The sequence below is a fragment of the Pantoea sp. R102 genome (assembly GCF_004916815.1).
Taxonomy (GTDB): Bacteria; Pseudomonadota; Gammaproteobacteria; order Enterobacterales; family Enterobacteriaceae; genus Pantoea; species Pantoea dispersa.
Map to the genome: position 1 here is coordinate 1 of NZ_SDFT01000104.1, position 20,826 is coordinate 20,826.

21 protein-coding genes are annotated in these 20,826 nt (G+C 57.3%); 9 read left to right on the forward strand and 12 right to left on the reverse strand.

Annotated features, from left to right (window positions below; genetic code table 11):
* Together ERD80_RS11900 and ERD80_RS11905 are read left to right on the forward strand one after the other, a co-directional pair.
* Positions 1-1,833, forward strand: a 1,833-nt coding sequence (locus tag ERD80_RS11900) for a glutamate synthase-related protein (RefSeq protein ID WP_248295856.1), incomplete at its 5' end; no start/stop codon positions are given.
* A gap of 53 nt (positions 1,834-1,886) precedes the next feature.
* A complete protein-coding gene (locus ERD80_RS11905) occupies positions 1,887-3,641 on the forward strand; it encodes a sulfite reductase subunit alpha (RefSeq protein ID WP_058770697.1) in 1,755 nt (584 codons plus the stop codon).
* Positions 3,642-3,753: 112 nt separating this feature from the next.
* On the opposite strand, the gene sspB is transcribed toward ERD80_RS11905, so the two are convergent.
* The 5 genes from sspB to zapE form a co-directional block, all read right to left on the reverse strand.
* Positions 3,754-4,239, reverse strand: coding sequence for a ClpXP protease specificity-enhancing factor (gene sspB, locus ERD80_RS11910; RefSeq protein ID WP_021507752.1), 486 nt, complete (start codon positions 4,237-4,239; stop codon positions 3,754-3,756).
* A 3-nt stretch (positions 4,240-4,242) separates the two neighbouring features.
* Positions 4,243-4,884 carry a stringent starvation protein SspA gene (gene sspA / locus ERD80_RS11915; protein WP_021507753.1) on the reverse strand — a complete coding sequence of 214 codons (642 nt, stop codon included), beginning with the start codon at positions 4,882-4,884 and terminating at the stop codon, positions 4,243-4,245.
* A gap of 329 nt (positions 4,885-5,213) precedes the next feature.
* Positions 5,214-5,606: a 30S ribosomal protein S9 gene (rpsI, locus tag ERD80_RS11920; RefSeq protein WP_021507754.1), complete on the reverse strand. Its 393-nt coding sequence runs from the start codon at positions 5,604-5,606 to the stop codon at positions 5,214-5,216.
* 15 nt (positions 5,607-5,621) lie between these two features.
* Entirely contained in the window at positions 5,622-6,050 is a 429-nt protein-coding gene (rplM, locus tag ERD80_RS11925; RefSeq protein WP_021507755.1) for a 50S ribosomal protein L13, read from the reverse strand.
* A gap of 238 nt (positions 6,051-6,288) precedes the next feature.
* Positions 6,289-7,416, reverse strand: coding sequence for a cell division protein ZapE (gene zapE, locus ERD80_RS11930; RefSeq protein WP_136547032.1), 1,128 nt, complete (start codon positions 7,414-7,416; stop codon positions 6,289-6,291).
* A 184-nt stretch (positions 7,417-7,600) separates the two neighbouring features.
* Here zapE and zapG point away from each other — a divergent pair, with 184 nt between their 5' ends.
* The 3 genes from zapG to degS all read left to right on the forward strand — a co-directional run bounded on the left by zapG (position 7,601) and on the right by degS (position 10,644).
* The gene (zapG, locus tag ERD80_RS11935; protein ID WP_021507757.1) at positions 7,601-8,005 is read left to right on the forward strand and encodes a Z-ring associated protein ZapG; all 405 of its coding nucleotides are present in this window, start codon (positions 7,601-7,603) and stop codon (positions 8,003-8,005) included.
* A 108-nt stretch (positions 8,006-8,113) separates the two neighbouring features.
* Complete coding sequence (gene degQ, locus ERD80_RS11940) at positions 8,114-9,484, forward strand: serine endoprotease DegQ (RefSeq protein WP_031279744.1); 1,371 nt, start codon at positions 8,114-8,116, stop codon at positions 9,482-9,484.
* A gap of 86 nt (positions 9,485-9,570) precedes the next feature.
* Complete coding sequence (gene degS / locus ERD80_RS11945; RefSeq protein WP_021507759.1) at positions 9,571-10,644, forward strand: outer membrane-stress sensor serine endopeptidase DegS; 1,074 nt, start codon at positions 9,571-9,573, stop codon at positions 10,642-10,644.
* A 64-nt stretch (positions 10,645-10,708) separates the two neighbouring features.
* On the opposite strand, the gene epmA is transcribed toward degS, so the two are convergent.
* The 3 genes from epmA to efp all read right to left on the reverse strand — a co-directional run bounded on the left by epmA (position 10,709) and on the right by efp (position 12,704).
* Positions 10,709-11,686, reverse strand: coding sequence for an elongation factor P--(R)-beta-lysine ligase (gene epmA, locus ERD80_RS11950; RefSeq protein ID WP_021507760.1), 978 nt, complete (start codon positions 11,684-11,686; stop codon positions 10,709-10,711).
* 164 nt (positions 11,687-11,850) lie between these two features.
* Positions 11,851-11,985, reverse strand: coding sequence for an entericidin A/B family lipoprotein (locus ERD80_RS11955; protein WP_031279745.1), 135 nt, complete (start codon positions 11,983-11,985; stop codon positions 11,851-11,853).
* Between the two features lie 152 nt (positions 11,986-12,137).
* Positions 12,138-12,704, reverse strand: coding sequence for an elongation factor P (efp, locus tag ERD80_RS11960; RefSeq protein ID WP_021507762.1), 567 nt, complete (start codon positions 12,702-12,704; stop codon positions 12,138-12,140).
* Between the two features lie 40 nt (positions 12,705-12,744).
* On the opposite strand from efp, the gene epmB reads away from it, so the two are divergent.
* Positions 12,745-13,773, forward strand: coding sequence for an EF-P beta-lysylation protein EpmB (epmB, locus tag ERD80_RS11965; RefSeq protein WP_058759602.1), 1,029 nt, complete (start codon positions 12,745-12,747; stop codon positions 13,771-13,773).
* A 147-nt stretch (positions 13,774-13,920) separates the two neighbouring features.
* Here epmB and ERD80_RS11970 read toward each other — a convergent pair whose 3' ends face one another.
* The 4 genes from ERD80_RS11970 to ERD80_RS11985 all read right to left on the reverse strand — a co-directional run bounded on the left by ERD80_RS11970 (position 13,921) and on the right by ERD80_RS11985 (position 17,106).
* Positions 13,921-14,268: a DUF4156 domain-containing protein gene (locus ERD80_RS11970; protein WP_021507764.1), complete on the reverse strand. Its 348-nt coding sequence runs from the start codon at positions 14,266-14,268 to the stop codon at positions 13,921-13,923.
* A 195-nt stretch (positions 14,269-14,463) separates the two neighbouring features.
* Positions 14,464-16,119, reverse strand: coding sequence for a chaperonin GroEL (gene groL, locus ERD80_RS11975; protein WP_058759603.1), 1,656 nt, complete (start codon positions 16,117-16,119; stop codon positions 14,464-14,466).
* A 46-nt stretch (positions 16,120-16,165) separates the two neighbouring features.
* Positions 16,166-16,459, reverse strand: a complete 294-nt coding sequence (locus ERD80_RS11980; RefSeq protein ID WP_021507766.1) for a co-chaperone GroES — start codon at positions 16,457-16,459, stop codon at positions 16,166-16,168.
* A gap of 194 nt (positions 16,460-16,653) precedes the next feature.
* A complete protein-coding gene (locus tag ERD80_RS11985; protein ID WP_136547034.1) occupies positions 16,654-17,106 on the reverse strand; it encodes an FxsA family protein in 453 nt (150 codons plus the stop codon).
* 375 nt (positions 17,107-17,481) lie between these two features.
* Between ERD80_RS11985 and aspA the strand changes: the two genes are divergently transcribed.
* The 3 genes from aspA to ERD80_RS12000 all read left to right on the forward strand — a co-directional run.
* Positions 17,482-18,918, forward strand: coding sequence for an aspartate ammonia-lyase (aspA, locus tag ERD80_RS11990; protein ID WP_021507768.1), 1,437 nt, complete (start codon positions 17,482-17,484; stop codon positions 18,916-18,918).
* 114 nt (positions 18,919-19,032) lie between these two features.
* Positions 19,033-20,334, forward strand: a complete 1,302-nt coding sequence (locus ERD80_RS11995; protein ID WP_136547036.1) for an anaerobic C4-dicarboxylate transporter — start codon at positions 19,033-19,035, stop codon at positions 20,332-20,334.
* A gap of 86 nt (positions 20,335-20,420) precedes the next feature.
* On the forward strand, positions 20,421-20,826 hold a 406-nt coding region (locus tag ERD80_RS12000; RefSeq protein ID WP_282183364.1), incomplete at its 3' end, for a protein-disulfide reductase DsbD domain-containing protein.

Here is a 20,826-nt window from a genome sequence, read left to right on the forward strand (position 1 = left end):
TGTTCCGGCGCACAGCAGACCGGCAGCGACGTGATTAAATCGGCCCTGCTCGGCGGCGACAGCTTCGAGTTTGGCACCACCGCGCTGATGATGCTGAAATGCGTGATGGCGAAAAACTGTAACGTCAAATGCCCGGCTGGCCTCACCACTAACGCTGAAGCCTTCGATGGCGATCCGCGTCAGCTGGCGCAGTACTTCATCAACGTGGCGCAGGAAGTGCGTGAGTTCCTCGCACGCCTCGGTCTGCGTTCGCTGCGTGAAGCACGCGGCCGCTCTGACCTGCTGCACCTGATGGATCATCCGCTGGAAGTGGGCAAACTCGATCTGCGCGCCATGCTGACCGTGGTGCCGGAGCAGAAGATTGCTCAACCGGTGTATCTGGAAAAAGATTTCGAGCTGGACGATGGCTGGGTAGAAGAGCTGAAAGCGCAGCTGGTTGATGCCGCCCGCCGCGAGATTACGCTGGGTAACGGCGTGACGCTGAACAACCGTAACAAGAGCGTTGGCGGTCAGCTGGCGATCGATATTGAGCGCATGCTGAACCACGAGCTGTCGGCGCAGCAGCTGGCCGCACTGCCAGCGGTACTGCAGGATGACCGTGGCCGGAAATATCTGGCACCGCGCACAGTGCAGATTGATACCCGCGGGTCAGCCGGTCAGTCATTTGGCGCGTTCTGCAACGATGGCATGCAGATGAAGCATTACGGCACCTGTAACGATGGCGTCGGTAAAGGTCAGTGTGGCGGCGAACTGGTGGTGATGTCACCGGGCGGCGGCGCACAGGACAGCGACGGCAATGTGCTGATTGGTAACTTTGCGCTGTTCGGCGCGACCGGCGGTCGTCTGTTTGTTCAGGGCCAGGCCGGTGACCGTTTCGCCGTGCGTAACTCGGGCGCCACCGCGGTGGTGGAAGGCGTCGGCGACTTCTGCTGTGAATACATGACCAACGGCGCGATTCTTAACCTCGGCACCTTTGGTAAAGGTTTCGGTAACGGCATGAGCGGCGGCTTCGCCTATCAGTACGATCCGTACCGTTCGCTGGCCGCGCACGCCGCCGGTGATTCGGTGCTGTTCGGCTCCATCGCTGACGAAGACGAAATGGCGCAGGTGCACAAGCAGGCAGTGCTGACCATGCTGCACTGGCACCTCGAAGCCACCCAGTCGCCGCGCGCAGCGTGGCTGCTGGAGCACTGGGAAACCGAGTGTCAGCACTTCGTTTACGTGATGCCGCGCTCGCTGCTGCTGTATCAGGACGGCGGTGAAATCCTGAAAGCGAAAACGCGTAAGGATTTGCTGGAAGAGCTGTCCACGTCGCTGGCCGCGCATCAGGTTGCCAAGTTCAAATCAGCCTGGCGTGCGGGCAAAACCATCGCCGACGGTGCGGTACCGGCCTACGGCGCGACCGATACGCAGGAGATGTTTGTTCTGCTGAATAACTACACCGTTCTGAGCTTCGCGCAGCAGCTGGCGCTTGGCAAACTGCCGAAAGGCACAACGGTGGAAGACGCGGCAGTCGAGAAAGCGGTTCGCAACCTGCTGATGACCGAAGATTTCGCGCTGGTCAGCAAGCTGCAGCGTCATGCCCGTGCGGCCATTGAGAACTACAGCGATGATGAGCTGGCAAGCCTGATCGCCGCCAAGCGTATGTCGGATTACAAAGCCGCGCTGACGCAGCGCAACATTCGCTCCATGGACAGCCTGGCAACCTATGGCTGGATCATTTATCAGGACGCCTGCAACCGTGAGGTGCTGGGCCATCTGCCTGATTTTGAAGAGCTGTTTGCACGCGCCGCACTGCCAGAGATTGCCGCCGCGGTCGGGAAACTCTCCTGATTGCGCTGCGAAAGAAGATTGATGACGATAAAACGTTTTGAGTACTGATATCCATGAAGATTCCTTACATTCCTGAAGACGCGCCGTTTAACGGCGAACAGAAATACTGGCTGGCGGGGTTTCTCGCCGGTCTCCACTCGCGCCTGCTGGTATTAGAAGACAAGCAGACCGCACCGGCAGCGGGCGCCAGCGCCACCACCCAGCTGCATATTCTGTTTGGTTCCCAGACCGGTAACGCCGAAGCGCTGGCGCAGACCGCAGCCAAAGCGGCGCGCGCTAAAGGCCTGGTGCCGGTAGTGCAGGCGCTGGGTGAAGTGGATCTGGATGTGTTCGCCACCATGCGTCATGTACTGATCGTCACCTCCACCTACGGCGAAGGCGAAATGCCAGACAACGCACAGCTGTTCTGGCAGGCCATCTCAGCCAGCACCGCGCCGCGTCTGGAGCAGATGCACTTTGCCGTGCTGGCAATCGGCGATACCGGCTACGACGGTTTCTGCCAGGCCGGTAAGTTCATTGATATGCGCCTGGAGCAGTTGGGGGCGAAACGCGTGGTGGATCGCATCGACTGCGACATCGATTACGAAGAGCCTTCCAGCGAGTGGATTGGCAGCGCCATGCCACAGTTTGCCGCCAGCGCGGGCAGCAGCGGCACGGTGCTGGAGAGCGCGCCGGAAGCGCCGGTAATCCCAGGCAGCAACAAGCAAAACCCGTACGCGGCGGCGCTGGTGACCAATAAGCGTCTGTCCGGCGAGCAGTCCGCCAAAGATATCCGTCACTTCGAATTTGACCTGAGCGACAGCGGCCTGAAATACGAAGCCGGTGATGCGCTGGGCGTGATCCCGGTGAACGATGCCGGGCTGGTGAGCCTGCTGCTGAGCGAGCTGAAAGCCGACTACGAAACCCCAGTGCCGGGCTTTGACCGTAACCTCGGCGATCTGCTGACCTATCAGTTCGAGATTTCTGAGCCGTCGCGCAAGCTGATTGAGTGGGTCGGACAGCACACCACCAACCAGGAGCTGCTGCACGTCCTGCAGCACGACGATAAAGATACGCTGGCTAACTGGCTGTGGGGCAAAGATACGCTGGATCTGCTGCAGCTCGAGCTGAAGCGTAATCTGTCGGTGCCGGAGCTGGTGGCGATGCTGCGTCCGCTGCAGCACCGTGCTTACTCCATTTCGTCCAGCTCGAAGGCGCACCCTAACCAGGTGCATCTGACCATCGCTTCCGTGCGCTATCACAGCGGTGGCCGCGAGCGTAAAGGCGTGTGCTCGACCTATCTGGCTGAACGCGTGCGTCGCGGAGAGAAGCCGGCGATCTTTATTTCGCCGAACAAAGCGTTCCGCGTGCCGGCGAACAATAACGCCCCGCTGATCATGGTCGGTCCGGGTACCGGCATCGCGCCGTTCCGCGCCTTCCTGCAGGAGCGCCAGGCGACCGGCGCTGAAGGTAAAAACTGGCTGTTCTTCGGCGACCAGCATCAGGAACATGATTACATTTACGCGGATGAGCTGGCGGGCTGGCAGCAGAGCGGTCTGCTGACGCATCTCGACCTGGCCTTCTCCCGCGATCAGGAAGAGAAGATTTACGTGCAGAACCGCATGCTGGAGAAAGGCGCTGAGCTGTACGCCTGGCTGCAGGAAGGCGCCTACTTCTACGTCTGTGGCGATGCCTCACGCATGGCGAAGGACGTCGACGCCGCGCTGTATGAAGTGGTGCGTCAGTTCGGTGGTCTTTCCAGCGAGCGTGCCGCAGCCTATATCGATCAGCTGAAGAAAGATAAGCGTTATCTGCGCGACGTTTATTAAGATCGGTACAAAGGGAGCGCTACGCTTCCTTTGGTCTGCTGCGCGCTAAGCCGCGCCGCGACACAAGCATAAAAAAAACGGGCTAATCAGCCCGTTTTTTATTTTCCGCGATTTACTTCACTACGCGCAGTGAAGGACGTCCACCGCGCGGCGGCGGTTCATCATCCGGTGAAGAGTCGTCATCCGTCGCATCGTCCGGACGGTCACCATCAATCACCGACATCAGCGTCTCTTCCTGGCCGCCTTCCTGCTCGTCGCCGGACAGCTCATAAGCAGGCTCCGGTTCGAACATGGTGCCGGCGCCGTTTTCGCGCGCGTAAATCGCCAGCACCGCAGCCATCGGCACGGATACCTGGCGCGGCACGCCGCCGAAACGCGCATTGAAGCGCACCTGATCGTTGGCAAGCTCAAGGTTACCCACCGCGCGCGGTGCGATGTTCAGGACAATCTGTCCGTCACGAGCGTACTCCAGCGGCACCTGTACGCCAGGCAGATTGATATCCACCACCAGATGCGGCGTCAGCTGGTTGTCGAGCAGCCATTCATAAAAGGCCCGCAGCAGATAGGGACGGCGGGCAGTAAGTTGCGACATTTCCATAGATTAGCCCCGGGCTTGCAGGCGCATTTCACGTTCGGCTTCCGTCAAAGAAGCGAGGAAGGAGTCACGTTCAAATACGCGCGTCATGTAGCCTTTCAGCTCTTTCGAACCTGCGCCAGCCAGATCCACACCCAGCTGCGGCAGACGCCACAACAGCGGCGCCAGATAGCAGTCAACCAGGCTGAACTCTTCGCTCATAAAGAACGGCGTACGTGAGAACAGCGGCGCAATGGCCAGCAGCTCTTCGCGCAGTTGCTTACGCGCGGCATCGGCTTCGGCACCGCTGCTGGTTTCAATGGTACGCATCAGGCTGTACCAGTCCTGCTCAATGCGGTGCATCATCAGACGGCTTTCACCGCGCGCGACCGGATAAACCGGCATCAGTGGCGGATGCGGGAAACGCTCATCGAGGTATTCCATGATGATGCGGGATTCATACAGCGTCAGTTCACGGTCGACCAGCGTTGGCACAGTGCGATACGGGTTGAGGTCAATCAGATCCTGCGGCAGATTATCCGTTTCAACCTGCTCGATCTCCACGCTGACGCCCTTCTCAGCCAGCACGATACGTACCTGATGGCTGAAAATGTCAGTCGGACCAGAAAACAGCGTCATTACCGAACGTTTGTTGGCAGCGACAGCCATGAAAACCTCCAAGTTTGTTCACAAAAAAATACTGCGAATAGCCAACCACGCGGCGACTCACCTGCTCATCAGATTCGCACACAGCCGGGCGTTACGGGCATTGTCCGGTCGTCCCGACAGGAGCAGTATGCACAACGCCGCGACTCGCGGGCGCAAAGTGTCAGTCAGTTTACCAGATTTTAAGCAGCTTGTGGGGCGGGGATAATCATTTGCGGGCAAAATGCGGGGAAAGCTCGCGTTTTTGCGCTGAAAAAGCCGCGATTCAGGCAATAAAAAACCCGCCGAAGCGGGTTTTTTGAGCCAATTGTAACTGCCGAAGCAGCCAGCAATTAACGCTTGGAGAACTGTGGACGACGGCGTGCTTTACGCAGACCGACTTTCTTACGTTCAACCTGACGCGCGTCACGGGTAACGAAGCCCGCTTTACGCAGTTCAGAACGCAGAGACTCGTCGTATTCCATCAGAGCGCGGGTGATACCGTGACGGATCGCACCAGCCTGACCAGAAATACCACCACCTTTAACGGTGATGTACAGGTCCAGTTTACCAACCATATCAACCAGCTCCAGCGGCTGACGCACGACCATGCGTGCAGTCTCACGACCGAAGTACTGCTCCAGAGAGCGCTGGTTAATTACGATGTTACCGCTACCCGGCTTGATAAAGACGCGAGCGGCAGAGCTTTTGCGGCGACCAGTGCCGTAGTTTTGAGTTTCAGCCATTGCCTATAATCCCGATTAAATGTCAAGAACTTGCGGTTGCTGCGCCGCGTGGTTGTGCTCGTTACCTGCGTAAACTTTCAGTTTACGGTACATAGCACGACCCAGTGGGCCTTTTGGCAGCATGCCTTTAACCGCGATTTCAATCACACGCTCAGGACGGCGTTCGATCATCTCTGCAAAGGTCGCTTGCTTGATACCACCGATGTGGCCAGTGTGGTGATAGTAAATCTTGTCGTTACGCTTGTTGCCGGTTACAGCAACTTTGTCAGCGTTCAGAACGATGATGTAATCACCGGTATCAACGTGCGGAGTGTATTCCGCTTTGTGCTTACCACGCAGACGGCGCGCCAGTTCAGTCGCCAGGCGACCCAGGGTTTTGCCAGTTGCGTCAACAACATACCAGTCACGCTGTACGGTTTCTGGTTTAGCTGTAAAAGTTTTCATTGAAAAGCTTACCCAAATAAAAGTTACACGTTGGTGAAATCCCAAACGCTAAGTTAACGATTGAGGCTCACACGACCAATTCGCCCAGCAAGCCCACCCCCTCAGGTAGAGTTACCGGATCACACAGTTTTCCGGGAAAAGAAAGCCTGTGCTGTAACGTGGGGTCGCAAGATTATAGAGAAGTCGAATCTAAAGATCGACTCTTTTTGCGCCCGAAGCGGTGATTTCTGTTTGCCCCTCAGGGCAGGTGCGGCAGGCGAAGATACTCCTCGCTCTGCATCTCCTGCAGGCGCGACAGACAGCGCTGATATTCGAATTTCAGCCGCGTGCCCTGATAGATTTCAAACAGCGAGGTTTCTGCCGCCACCACCAGCTTGACGTGGCGCTCGTAGAACTCATCCACCAGCGCGAGGAACCGCCGCGCCTGGTCTTCCGTTTTGTAAATCATCACCGGCACATCGTACAGCAGCACGCTGTGGAAGCGGCGCGACAGCTCAATGTAATCGTGCTGGCTGCGCCCTTCACCGCACAACGCGAGGAAGTTGATGGCCAGTACGCCTTCGTGAACGCCGAGCGTCGGCAGCTGGCGATGGTTTATCTCCAGCACCGGCGCGTCGTCGCGCGGTTTACCGGACAGCGCGCTGAACATGCGCTCCATCTCCGCGTGCGTCGCGTCGTTAAGCGGGAAATTCCACAGATGGGCCGATGTCAGGGTGCGCAGGCGATAATCAATGCCGGCATCGACATTCATCACATCGCAGTGGCGCTTAATCTGCTCGATAGCCGGCAGAAAACGCGCCCGCTGCAGGCCGTTGCGGTACAGCTCATCCGGCGGAATGTTGGAGGTCGCCACCAGCGTAATGCCGCGGGCAAACAGCGCTTCCATCAGGGTACCAAGCAGCATTGCGTCGGTGATGTCGGAGACGAAAAACTCGTCGAAACAGAGAATATCGGTTTCCGCTTTGAAACGGTCAGCGACAATCAGCAGCGGGTCGCTGTGGCCCTGCAGCTGCGTTAACTCTTCATGCACGCGTAGCATGAAGCGATGAAAATGCAGACGCAGTTTGCGATCGCCAGGAATAGACTGAAAAAACAGATCCATTACCCAGGTTTTACCGCGTCCGACGCCGCCCCACATATACAGGCCACGCACCGGCGCTTCATGGCTCTCCGGCGCTTTATTCATCAGCTTTGATAAGCGGCCAAACAGCCCTTTAGCTGCCGGCTGCGGCTGCTGCTGGCGGGCAATCAGGCCTTGCTGAATGCGATCTAAACGGGTGATGGCGTCACGTTGTACATCGTCCGGACGAAACTCGCCCTGCGACAGCGCCTGCTCATAGCGCGCAAGCGGAGATGAGGTTTGCATGGTTCTCTCAGAATCCCTGAAAAAGTCCGATTCACGTGTCGGTTGTCGAAAATTAGGCCGCTCTACACTAAGCGATACAGCCCGAGGATTCCACTTCCGATGGATTAACGGGTATAGTGGCTACTATTGAAGTTGAGACAGAAGCAATGCCCTACGAAGCAACGGAAATTACACGGGAGTCATTATGACCTGGGAATACGGGCTGATTGGTTTAGTGATTGGCATTATTGTCGGCGCGGTAGCGATGCGTTTTGGCAACAAAAAGCTGCGTGAGCAGCGCAGCATGCAGTACGAACTGGAAAAATCCAAAGCGGAGCTGGCGGATTACCGCGAAGAGCTCACCAACCACTTTGCGCGCAGCGCAGAGTTGCTGGACAACATGGCGCGCGACTATCGGCAGTTGTATCAGCACATGGCGAAAGGGTCGAATGACCTGCTGCCAAATCTGCCGGGCGAGAAAAACCCGTTTGCTTACCAGCTGACGGAAGCCGAGGCCGATAACGACCAGGCGCCGGTGCAGATCCCGCGCGACTACTCTGAAGGCGCATCGGGCCTGCTGCGCAGCGGCGAACGCACCACCCGCAGTTAATCCTTTTGGGGCACAGCATGGCTGTGCCCTTTTTGTTTTCCGAACGCTTATTACCAATAACTGTCACACTTCTTTTATCCCCCTTTTCGCAGCGAGAGCGTCATAGCAATGAAAAAACCAGCACGACTGTTAAGCGCATTAGCCTTGAGCATTGGGATGAGTCTGGCGGCGACGCCGGGTGCCATGGCCACGTTGCCGGCACAGATTCAGGGACAAGCACTGCCAAGCCTGGCACCGATGCTGGAAAAAGTGCTGCCGGCGGTGGTCAGCGTGCATGTCGAGGGCACCGACAGCGGTCAGCAGGGCCAGGATATTCCCGAGCCGCTGAAGCGCTTCTTTGGCCAGGCGCCCGGCCAGTCTCAGCCACAGCCATTTGAAGGACTGGGTTCCGGCGTCATCATCGACGCAGCTAAAGGCTACATTCTGACCAACAATCACGTGGTAAACGGTGCGGATAAAATCAGCGTGCAGCTGAGCGATGGCAACGAATATGACGCAAAGCTGATTGGTCATGACGAGCAAACCGACATCGCACTGATTCAGGTAGAAGGCGCAAAAAACCTCACGCAGGTGAAAATTGCTGATTCTGACGCGCTGAAAGTGGGTGATTTCGCCGTGGCGATCGGCAACCCGTTCGGCCTCGGCCAGACGGCGACGTCCGGCATTATCTCGGCGCTGGGCCGCAGCGGGCTGAATCTGGAAGGACTGGAGAACTTTATTCAGACCGATGCCGCCATCAACCGTGGCAACTCCGGCGGCGCGCTGGTGAACCTCAACGGCGAGCTGATCGGCATTAACACCGCCATTCTGGCGTCGAGCGGCGGCAACATTGGTATTGGCTTTGCCATCCCCAGCAATATGGCGATGAATCTGGCGCAGCAGCTGATTCAGTTCGGCGAAGTGAAGCGCGGTCAGCTCGGGATCAAAGGGACAGAAATGACCGCCGATATCGCGAAAGCGTTTAACGTCGATGCGCAGCGCGGGGCATTTGTCTCTGAAGTGCTGCCGAAGTCGGCGGCGGAACAGGCGGGCATCAAAGCGGGCGACATCATTACCGCCATTAACGATAAGCCAATTACCAGCTTTGCCGAGCTGCGGGTGAAAGTCGGCACCACGCCGCCAGGCCAGCAGGTGAAAATCGGTCTGCTGCGCGATGGCAAACCGCTGACGGTGACCGTAACGCTGGAACAGAGCGCGCAGAGTACCGCCAGCGCCCAGCTGATGTCGCCAGCGCTGCAGGGCGCCACGCTCAGTGACGGCAATACCAAAGCCGGCGATAAAGGGGTCAAAGTCGATACCATCGAAAAAGGCACGCCGGCAGAACAGGTTGGCCTGCAGAAAGACGATGTGATTGTCGGCGTTAACCGTACGCGGGTGCAGAGCCTCGCCGAGATGCGCAAAGTGCTGGAGGGCAAACCGCCGGTACTGGCGCTGAACGTGGTGCGCGGCGACGAGAGTATTTACCTGCTTCTGCGATAATCCTCGCAACGGGCGGACAAGCAGGTGTTTGTCCGCCCTTCTCGTGCTATTCTGCCCTGCGATCAACTCTTGCCTGAAATAACACCATGTTTCTTAAACTTTTACGTTCTGTGGTGATGGGCCTGATCGTGGCAGGTTTACTGCTTGTCGCGATCCCGGCGCTGCGAATGGGCAGCAACGTCACCTTTGATCACGACAGCAGCGCCGATGAAGCGCCCTTCAGTTTCAATCAGGGCGTGCGCCGTGCTGTGCCGGCGGTGGTCAACGTCTATAACCGCAGCGCGCACGGTAACAATAATCGCGGCATTACCACGCTCGGTTCCGGCGTCATCATGAACGCGAAAGGCTACATCCTCACCAACAAACATGTCATCAATAACGCTGACCAGATTATCGTCGCGCTGCAGGACGGACGCTTTTTTGAAGCGACGCTGGTGGGCTCCGACGCCATGACCGATCTGGCGGTGTTAAAAATCAGCGCCTCCAATCTGCCGGTAATTCCGATTAACGCCAAACGTGTCGCGCATATTGGTGATGTGGTGATGGCGATTGGCAACCCGTACAACCTCGGCCAGACGGTCACCCAGGGCATCATCAGCGCCACCGGCCGCATCGGTCTGAGCTCCTCCGGTCGGCAGAACTTCCTGCAAACCGATGCCTCGATCAACCAGGGGAACTCCGGCGGCGCGCTGATTAACTCGCTGGGCGAGCTGATGGGCATCAACACGCTGACCTTCGACAAAAGCAACGACGGCGAAACTCCGGAAGGCATTGGTTTTGCCATTCCGACCGCGCTGGCGACCAAAATCATGGATAAGCTGATTCGCGATGGCCGGGTGATCCGCGGTTATATCGGTATTACCGGGCGCGAGCTGCCGCCGCTGCACGGTCAGGGCAGCAACCTCGATCGGGTGCAGGGCATTATTGTTAGCGAAGTGACGCCGGGCGGTCCGGCGGATCGCGCCGGCATTCAGGCCAATGATGTCCTGCTGCAGGTAAACGGTAAGCCGGCGCTGTCCGCGCAGGAGACCATGGACCAGGTGGCGGAAATCCGCCCGGGATCGGTGATTGATGTGCAGGTGCTGCGCAATGAGCAGAAGATGACGCTGCCGGTTACCATCCAGGAGTTTCCGGAAGCGGCCAATAATACCTCGCCGTAAACGCACCCGGCCGCGGACAGCGCCATCGCTGAGCCGCGGCCGGGTGTGCAGAACCGCGGCGTAACTAGCTGCGATCAACCGGGAAAGCGATCACCTCACTGAGCGCATCGGCTTTCAGCGCCAGCATAATCAGGCGATCGACGCCCAGCGCCACGCCGGAACAGGCCGGCATGCCGTGCGCCAGCGCATCCAGCAGGTAAGTATCAATCGGATGCTGTGGCAAACCGCGCGCAGCGCGACGACGATTATCCTGCTCAAAGCGCTGACGCTGTTCGCGGCTGTCGGTCAGTTCGCGGAAACCGTTGGCCAGCTCCACGCCTTTGTAATAGACCTCGAAACGCTCTGCCACACGGTGATCTTCGGTACTGATCTCCGCCAGCGCCGCCTGACTGGCCGGGAAGTGATAGACGAAGCACGGCTTATCGAGACCAATTTTCGGTTCCACGCCCAGCATAAACAGCAGCTGCAGTAGCGTGTCGCGATCGTCTTCGCGATTCGCCAGCTCGCCCTCACCCAGCTTTTCCGCCGCTTCGCGCAGCTGCGCCTTGTCCGCCGACAGCGGATCGATCTCCAGATGACGGATAAACGCCTGCTGATACGATAGCGATTCGGCGCTGTCGCACTCCAGCACCTGCTGCAGCAGGTCGTCGACTTCGTTCATCAGCCGATACATGTCGTAGTGCGGCCGATACCACTCCAGCATGGTGAATTCCGGATTATGGTGGCGCCCGGCCTCTTCATTACGGAAGCAGCGCCCCATCTGATAAATCGGGCCGCTGCCCGCCGCCAGCAGGCGCTTCATGTGATATTCCGGACTGGTCATCAGCCACAGATCGCGCCCGTCTGCCGCCCCAGGTCCGACGAAGCGCGTCTGGAATGGCACCAGATGGATGTCGGTGATCGTCGCCTGGCTCATGGCAGGCGTATCCACTTCCAGTACGCCGCGATCGGCAAAGAAACGCCGGATTTCCGCCAGGATGGCGGCGCGTTTCAACAAATTGGCAATGGGTGCGCTCGGCTGCCAGCTTGCCGTTTCGCTCATGGTGATGACTCCTTATACAGACAAGGGGAGGAAGTCTACCCGTATTGCTGACGGCAAACAACGGCACCGCCGTCGCGGCAGGCAGTTTCAGAAATCACAGGTGCTGGCAGGACAACAGGAGGAAGAGAAAGCCGGTACGAAAGCAGGTTTCGCACCGGTTTTAGTTACTGCGCGCTGCGCTGAATTGCCTGACCGCCCGCTTCAACATCTTCGCCTACGCCACGCGTGGTGTTACAGGCTGAAAGCAGCGAGGAAAGCACCAGTACCGAGAAAATCGCGACAATACTTTTCTTTAACATAGCCATATCCTTGTTGGTTGCAGTAAAAGTACAGCTTTTAAAGCATAGACCGGATACGCCATGATGGCGGTTAAGCTGCTGAAAAAAGACGCGGTGCGGGGATGAGCGCGGAAATAAAAAAAGGCGCATCGATGATGCGCCTGATTTGACGATTATTTTACGCGGGAAACGTATTCGCCAGAGCGGGTGTCTACTTTTACCACTTCGCCAATCTGTACGAACAGTGGCACTTTGATCACGGCGCCGGTAGACAGCGTCGCTGGCTTGCCGCCGGTACCGGCAGTATCACCTTTCAGACCTGGGTCAGTTTCGGTGATTTCAGCTTCGATGAAGTTCGGTGGCTGAACGGCGATCGGTTTATCGTTCCACAGGGTTACGATACACTCGGCGTTGTCCTGCAGCCATTTGGTCACGTCGTCCAGTACCTTGGCTTCAACCTGATACTGTTCGAAGGTTTCCGGGTGCATGAAGTAGAAGAAATCACCGTCGTTGTAAGAGTACTGCAGCGTCATGTCACGCACGTCTGCGCCTTCGGCGGAGTCGGTAGACTTGAAGGTTTTCTCAACGCGTGAACCGGTCAGCAGACGACGCATTTTAACACGTGCAAACGCCTGGCCTTTACCCGGCTTAACGAATTCACTGGATTCGATGGCATACGGTTCGCCTTCGAACATGATTTTAAGACCGGCACGAAAATCGTTGCTAAGATAAGTCGCCATAAAGGCCCTCTGTAGATATTAACTGGTAATAGCCAAAAAAATGGCACACATTGTAACCCTAAATCCCCCCGTCAGAGAAGATTGGTTGCAGCAACTTGCTGATGTTGTCACCGATCCTGCTGAATTACTGCAACTTTTAGCCCTCGAAAACCACGCAGATCTGGCAGCCGGGAGCGAAGCGCGCCGTCTGTTTGCCCTGCGCGTACCGCGCGCCTTTATTCAGCGCATGCAGCGCGGCAATGCGCAGGACCCGCTGCTGCTGCAGGTGCTGACCAGCCGTCAGGAGTTTACCGATGCGCCGGGCTACAGCACCGATCCGCTCGATGAGCAGAGCAGCGTGGTGCCGGGCTTACTGCATAAGTATAGAAACCGCGCGCTGCTGCTGGTCAAGGGCGGCTGCGCGGTGAACTGTCGCTACTGCTTCCGCCGGCATTTCCCCTATCAGGATAATCAGGGCAACAAGCGCAACTGGCAGGCGGCGATTGATTACATTGCCGCCCATCCCGAGCTCGACGAGATCATCTTCTCCGGCGGCGATCCGCTGATGGCGAAAGATCAGGAGCTGGCGTGGCTGATTGGCGCGCTGGAAAACATTCCGCACCTGAAACGCCTGCGCATTCACAGCCGGCTGCCGGTAGTGATCCCGGCGCGCATTACCGAAGGGCTATGCCAGCTGCTGGCGGATACGCGTCTGCAGGTGCTGCTGGTCAGCCACATCAACCACGCGCAGGAGATTGACGAGGCGCTGCGCGAACGCATGCAGAGGCTGAAGCGCGCCGGCGTCACCCTGCTGAACCAGAGCGTGCTGCTGCGCGGCGTTAATGACGATGCGCAGACTCTGGCACAGCTCAGCAATGCGCTGTTTGATGCCGGCATCCTGCCCTACTATTTACATGTGCTGGATAAGGTGCAGGGTGCGGCGCACTTCTTTGTGCCGGATGAGCAGGCGCGCGCGCTGGTGCGGCAGCTGCTGACCATGGTATCGGGCTATATGGTGCCGAAGCTGGCGCGGGAAATTGGTGGTGAGCCGAGCAAAACGCCGCTGGATCTGCAGCTGCGTCAGGAGTGACGTTCCCTGCCAGCTGCCCGGTGCGCATGAATGCGCACCCTACAGTCGGTGCCATCACCGTAGTGTCGCCATTGATGGCGACCGTGCTGGAACTGTACTCAAAAACAAAAAAGCCGCTCTCGCGGCTTTTTTATTGCTGCTCTGCCATTACGGGCACTTATACACCTGACCCGACATTTTGCTGTCGAGCGGGGCAAAGGCAGACAGCAGGTTCTGCGTCGGGCTGGTGGCACCATAAATTACGTTGCCGCCCATCTCCGCTGCGCGGTTACGCAGGTCGTTGGCCGCACCGCGCAGTGAACTGCCTTCACCGCCTGAGCCGGTCAGCCAGTTGCTCTGCGAGCCGGTAACATTGCCCAGCAGCTGACATTGGCTGCCTGGCTGTTGATCAACAAAGGTGACACGTTCGCCGGCGGCACTCAGTTGGTTGGAGGTGCTACAGCCCGCCAGCAGTAAGGTACCGACTGCCAGTCCGAGCGAGAGGTTAATCCGCATTATAATCCCCATTTATTATCATCAGTGTCGGGCGGCAGCGTAGCAGAAAAGCGCACATTTTTTCTGAACATTCATTGCCCTAAACCCGCAAAGCCGAAGTATTGCGCCCTTACTTATACCTTGTTCGCCGGCAAAAGAAAAACCCCCGACCGTTTCCGATCGGGGGTTTCTCAACAGCTCAGACGTTCAGGGCAATTACATCATGCCGCCCATACCGCCCATGCCACCCATGCCGCCAGCGCCAGCACCTAAGTCAGGTGCGTCGCTTTTCGGCAGGTCGGTGACCATCGCTTCGGTGGTGATCATCAGACCGGCCACAGAAGATGCGTACTGCAGCGCAGAACGGGTCACTTTGGTTGGATCCAGGATACCGAAGTCGATCATGTTGCCGTACTCTTCGGTCTGTGCGTTGTAACCGTAGTTACCGTCGCCGGCTTTCACGTTGTTAGCAACCACAGATGGCTCTTCACCGGCGTTAGAAACGATCTGACGCAGTGGCGCTTCCATCGCACGCAGAGCAACCTTGATACCGACGTTCTGGTCTTCGTTCTGACCTTTCAGGCCAGATGCTGCGATTTTCGCCGCAACACGCACCAGCGCGACACCACCACCGGCAACCACGCCTTCTTCAACCGCAGCACGGGTAGCGTGCAGGGCATCTTCAACGCGTGCTTTCTTCTCTTTCATCTCAACTTCAGTCGCTGCGCCTACTTTCAGTACGGCTACACCGCCTGCCAGTTTTGCAACGCGCTCCTGCAGTTTCTCTTTGTCGTAGTCAGACGTCGCTTCTTCGATCTGCTGACGGATCTGCGTCACGCGGCCAGAGATTGCGCCCTGATCGCCCACACCATCGATGATGGTGGTGGTGTCTTTGTTGATCACCACGCGTTTTGCCTGACCCAGGTCTTCCAGCGTCGCTTTTTCCAGCTCCATACCGATCTCTTCAGAGATCACGGTACCGCCGGTCAGGATAGCAATATCCTGCAGCATCGCTTTACGACGGTCGCCGAAGCCCGGTGCTTTCACCGCAGCCACTTTCACGATACCGCGCATGGTGTTGACCACCAGCGTAGCCAGCGCTTCGCCTTCCACGTCTTCTGCGATGATCAGCAGTGGTTTGCCGGCTTTCGCCACAGCTTCCAGCACTGGCAGCATTTCGCGGATGTTAGAGATTTTCTTGTCAGCCAGCAGGATGAATGGGCTTTCCAGCTCCACTGCACCGGTTTCTGGCTTGTTGATGAAGTACGGAGACAGATAGCCACGATCGAACTGCATACCTTCAACCACGTCCAGCTCGTCCTGCAGACCGGTGCCTTCTTCAACGGTGATCACGCCTTCTTTACCCACTTTGTCCATCGCCTGAGCGATCAGGGTACCGACGCTTTCATCGGAGTTGGCAGAAATGGTACCTACCTGCGCGATAGCGCGGGAATCCTGGCATGGTACAGACAGGGTTTTCAGCTCTTCAACGGCTGCTGCAACGGCTTTATCGATACCGCGCTTCAGATCCATTGGGTTCATGCCCGCCGCGACGGCTTTCAGGCCTTCGTTGACGATAGCCTGTGCCAGAACGGTAGCGGTGGTGGTGCCGTCGCCTGCTGCGTCGTTAGCTTTAGAAGCGACTTCTTTCACCATCTGCGCACCCATGTTCTCGAACTTGTCTTCCAGCTCGATTTCACGTGCCACAGAAACACCATCTTTAGTGATGGTCGGTGCACCAAAAGATTTATCCAGAACCACGTTACGGCCTTTCGGGCCCAGGGTAACTTTTACTGCATCTGCCAGTACGTTCACGCCACGCAGCATTTTTACGCGTGCGTCATTACCGAATTTTACGTCTTTAGCTGCCATTTCAAATATCCCTTAAATTCGTTTCGTTCAGTGAATTACGCGTAAATTACGCTTCAACAATCGCCAGAATGTCGCTTTCAGAGATGATCAGAACTTCTTCGTTGTCGATTTTCTCAGTCTTGGCACCGTAGCCTTCGCTGAAAATCACCAGATCACCCACTTTCACGTCCAGCGGCTTCACGTCGCCGTTTTCCAGGATGCGGCCATTGCCAACAGCCAGTACTTCACCGCGGGTTGATTTGCCTGCTGCAGAGCCGGTCAGAACGATACCGCCAGCAGATTTGGCTTCAACTTCTTTACGCTTGACGATAACGCGATCGTGCAACGGACGAATTTTCATTTGATAGCTCTCCTTTGAGAAGTCCAATCATTCATTTTTGGGTTGAACGCCGGGCTTGAGGGTTCCGGCCTCGTGGAGAGAGAGATAGGGGCAGAAAAGGGGCTTTCAAGGGCAAAAAAATAAAAAATTTTCGTTTGCGTAACAGATGACGAAAAAGACAGCAAAAAGGGCGGCTTACGCCGCCCCGCTTACATTCAGCGATCTTTATCGTGACCGATACGATCCTGATCTTTGCGCTCAAACTCGCCGTCCATGGTGACGCCGCTGTCCGGGCCCTGCCCCGGGCCGCGCCATACGCGCAGGTGCGGCATCAGCTTCAGCGTCAGGTGCTTCTGTACCGGCGGCAGCAACAGCAGCAGGCCGAGGAAATCGGTAAAGAAGCCAGGCAGCAGCAGCAGAAAACCGGCGATGATCAGCGACACGCTTTTGATCATCTCCGCCGCCGGGCTCTCGTTACGCGCCAGCTTCTCCTGCATCAGCATAAAGTTCTTCATGCCCTGATTTTTCACCAGCGACACACCAATGCACGAGGTAAAAATTACCAGCAGCATGGTCAGCAGCACGCCGAGCGCGTGCGCCACCTGCATGAAAATCGAGATCTCAATCCAGGCCAGAACAAAAAAAATCACTAACGGTAACCAGCGCACCGATATCTCCTGTGAGTCGTGCCGCCACGCAGCGTGCGGAGCAGCAAAATTGAAGGGTCAGCATGACCATAACGTATGAGATGGGCACGCGGCCGGGGAAATTCAACCGCCACTGTTAAATTTATGCCACTGACTTAAAATTGCGAAGTACATCACATATCGTTATTACCGCTGGGCCAGCAAATGTCCGTAAAGTGATCTGTGCACAAGCATTTCTGCAGTGACAGAATATGATCGTGCTCGCCAGCCCGAAGATGGATAAAATGTCGGCACTGGTATTCCACGACAATATAATTGCTTCACCTGCACGTTATTCGCCGCCCATCCATTCCGGATGCCCGGCAGTAACACAGCAGCAATAATAAGAAGGTAATCATGGCGAACAACATTCGTATCGAAGAAGACCTGTTAGGCATGCGTGAAGTTCCGGCAGATGCCTATTACGGTGTTCATACTCTGCGTGCGATTGAGAACTTCTATATCAGTAACAGTAAAATCAGTGACATCCCTGAGTTTGTTCGCGGCATGGTGATGGTGAAAAAAGCCGCCGCGCTCGCCAACAAAGAGCTGCAAACCATCCCCCGCCACATCGCCAACACCATCATTCAGGCTTGTGATGAAGTGCTGAACAACGGTAAGTGCATGGACCAGTTCCCGGTTGATGTCTATCAGGGCGGCGCGGGCACCTCGGTCAACATGAACACCAACGAGGTGCTGGCTAACATCGGTCTGGAGCTGATGGGTCACCAGAAAGGTGAATATCAGTACCTCAACCCGAACGATCACGTGAATAAGTGTCAGTCCACTAACGACGCTTATCCTACCGGTTTCCGCATTGCGGTTTACGCCTCGATCCTCAAACTGCTCGACGCGATTGGCCAGCTGAGCGAAGGTTTTCAGCGCAAAGCGGTGGAGTTTGAAAACATCCTGAAGATGGGCCGCACCCAGCTGCAGGACGCGGTGCCGATGTCGCTCGGTCAGGAGTTCCACGCGTTCAACGTACTGCTGAACGAAGAGACGCGCAGCATTCTGCGCACCGCCGAACTGCTGCTGGAGGTTAACCTCGGCGCCACGGCGATCGGCACCCGCCTCAATACGCCGGACGGCTACCAGCAGCTGGCAGTACAGCGCCTGGCGGAAGTCAGCAACCTGCCGGTGGTGCCCGCCGAAGATCTGATTGAAGCCACCTCAGACTGCGGCGCTTACGTCATGGTGCACTCAGCGCTGAAGCGCCTGGCGGTGAAACTGTCGAAAATCTGTAACGACCTGCGCCTGCTGTCATCCGGTCCGCGCGCCGGCCTGAACGAAATCAACCTGCCGGAACTGCAGGCCGGTTCTTCAATCATGCCTGCCAAAGTTAACCCGGTGGTACCGGAAGTGGTCAATCAGGTTTGCTTCAAAGTGATTGGCAACGACACCACGGTGACCATGGCTTCTGAAGCCGGCCAGCTGCAGCTCAACGTGATGGAACCGGTGATTGGCCAGGCGCTGTTTGAGTCGATCAGCATCCTGACCAACGCCTGCTACAACCTGCTGGAAAAATGCGTTAACGGCATTACCGCCAACAAAGCGGTCTGTGAAGCCTACGTGTTCAACTCCATCGGTATCGTCACTTACCTCAACCCGTACATCGGCCATCACAACGGCGATATCGTCGGGAAAATCTGTGCTGAAACCGGTAAGAGCGTACGCGAAGTGGTGCTGGAACGCGGTCTGCTGACCGAAGCCGAGCTGGACGATATTTTCTCCATCCAGAACCTGATGCACCCGGAATACAAAGCCAAACGCTACACCGACGAAAACGAACAGTAATCCGTTCCGGATCAAGTCGTCTGAAGCACGCCTGTATACAATACGGCGTGCTTTTTTATTTTGACGTCTATAACTAAAGTGGCTGCGTGTGGCGGCACTTCAGGGAGTGAAACTATGGTAGTGGTGGAATTGCTCATCGTCCTGCTGGCGATCTGGCTGGGTGCGCGCCTCGGCGGCATCGGCATTGGCTTTGCCGGCGGTTTAGGCGTGCTGGTGCTGACGCTGGTTTGCGGCATGAAACCCGGCGCGATCCCGTTCGATGTCATCGAGATCATTATGGCGGTGATTGCGGCCATCGCCGCGATGCAGGTGGCCGGCGGCATGGATTATCTGGTCGGGCTGGCGGAACGCCTGCTGCGCCGCCATCCGCGCTTTGTCACGTTCCTCGCGCCGCTGGTGACCTATGTGATGACGCTGCTGGCGGGTACCGGGCACACCGCTTTTTCAACTCTGCCGGTGATTGCGGAAGTCGCCAAAGAGCAAGGCGTACGCCCTTCGCGCCCGCTGTCGATAGCCGTAGTGGCGTCGCAAATCGCCATCACCGCCTCGCCGCTTTCGGCCGCGGTGGTATTTTTTGCCTCGATTCTTGAACCACGCGGCGTCAGTTATCTGGCGCTGCTCGGCGTCGCGCTGCCTGCCACCATGCTGGCCATTTTCTGTGCCGCCGTGATCACCAACTTCCTCGGCAAAGAGCTCAAAGAAGATGACGTCTATCAGGCGCGCCTGGCGAAAGGTGAAGTAACGCTGCGCGGTGAGCAGGTTTATCACATCAAGCCGGGTGCCAGACGCGCGGTGCTGCTATTCCTTATCGGTATTGCGGCGGTGGTGCTGTACGCGACGGCAATCAGCGACAGCGTGGGCCTGATCAGCAATCCGGTACTGCCGCGTAACGAAGCCATTGTGGTGTTTATGCTGACGGTTGCTACGCTGATTTGCCTGACCTGCAAAGTGGAAACCGGTGAAATCCTCAGTGCCAGCACGTTTAAATCCGGCATGAGCGCCTGTATCTGCGTGATGGGCGTCGCCTGGCTGGGCGATACCTTTGTCAAAGCGCACCTGAGCGACATCCAGACGCTGGCCGGCGACATGCTGCAGAGCTATCCGTGGATGCTGGCGCTGGTGCTGTTCTTTGCTGCCACGCTGCTCTACTCGCAGGCGGCCACCACCAAAGCGCTGATGCCGGCCGCACTGATGCTCGGCGTATCGCCGCTGGCGGCGGTCGCCTCCTTCGCCGCGGTGTCCGCGCTGTTCGTGCTGCCCACCTACCCGACGCTGCTGGCCGCGGTGGAGATGGACGACACCGGCTCGACCCGCATTGGTAAGTACGTGTTCAACCACTCGTTTATCATTCCCGGCGTACTGGCAATTACCTTCTCGGTGGCGTTTGGCTTCCTGTTCGGCAGCCTGATTCTGTAGCGTCGTGGTTACATCCTGAAAACCTCGTGGCGAATGAGCCGTGTTATTATCGCGGCTCATTCGCCACCGGAGCTGATTAATTCGTCATGGCTGCTCGATTTTCCCGCCTGTTAAGCCTGTGCCTGGCGCTGCTGTTTTGCCTGTCGGCGCAGGCCAGCCTGTTCTCGCCTACCAATAACCGCTTTGTGCCGGTCGATCAGGCCTTTGGCTTTGATTTCAGCCAGCAGGGCCATCAGCTGACATTGAGCTGGAAAGTGAAGGACGGCTATTACCTCTATCGCCAGCAATTCCACATCAGCGCGCAACACGCGCAGCTGGCGCCGGTCACGCTGCCGCCGGGCCAGCCGCACGAAGATGAGTTTTACGGCAAGAGCGAAATCTATCCGCGGAACGTACAGCTGCCGATCACCCTGCGCCAGGCCGATGCCGGTGAGATTCCAGTGATGCGCCAGCGTGATGCCCAGCACCACCATCATCGCTGCCGCCAGCAGG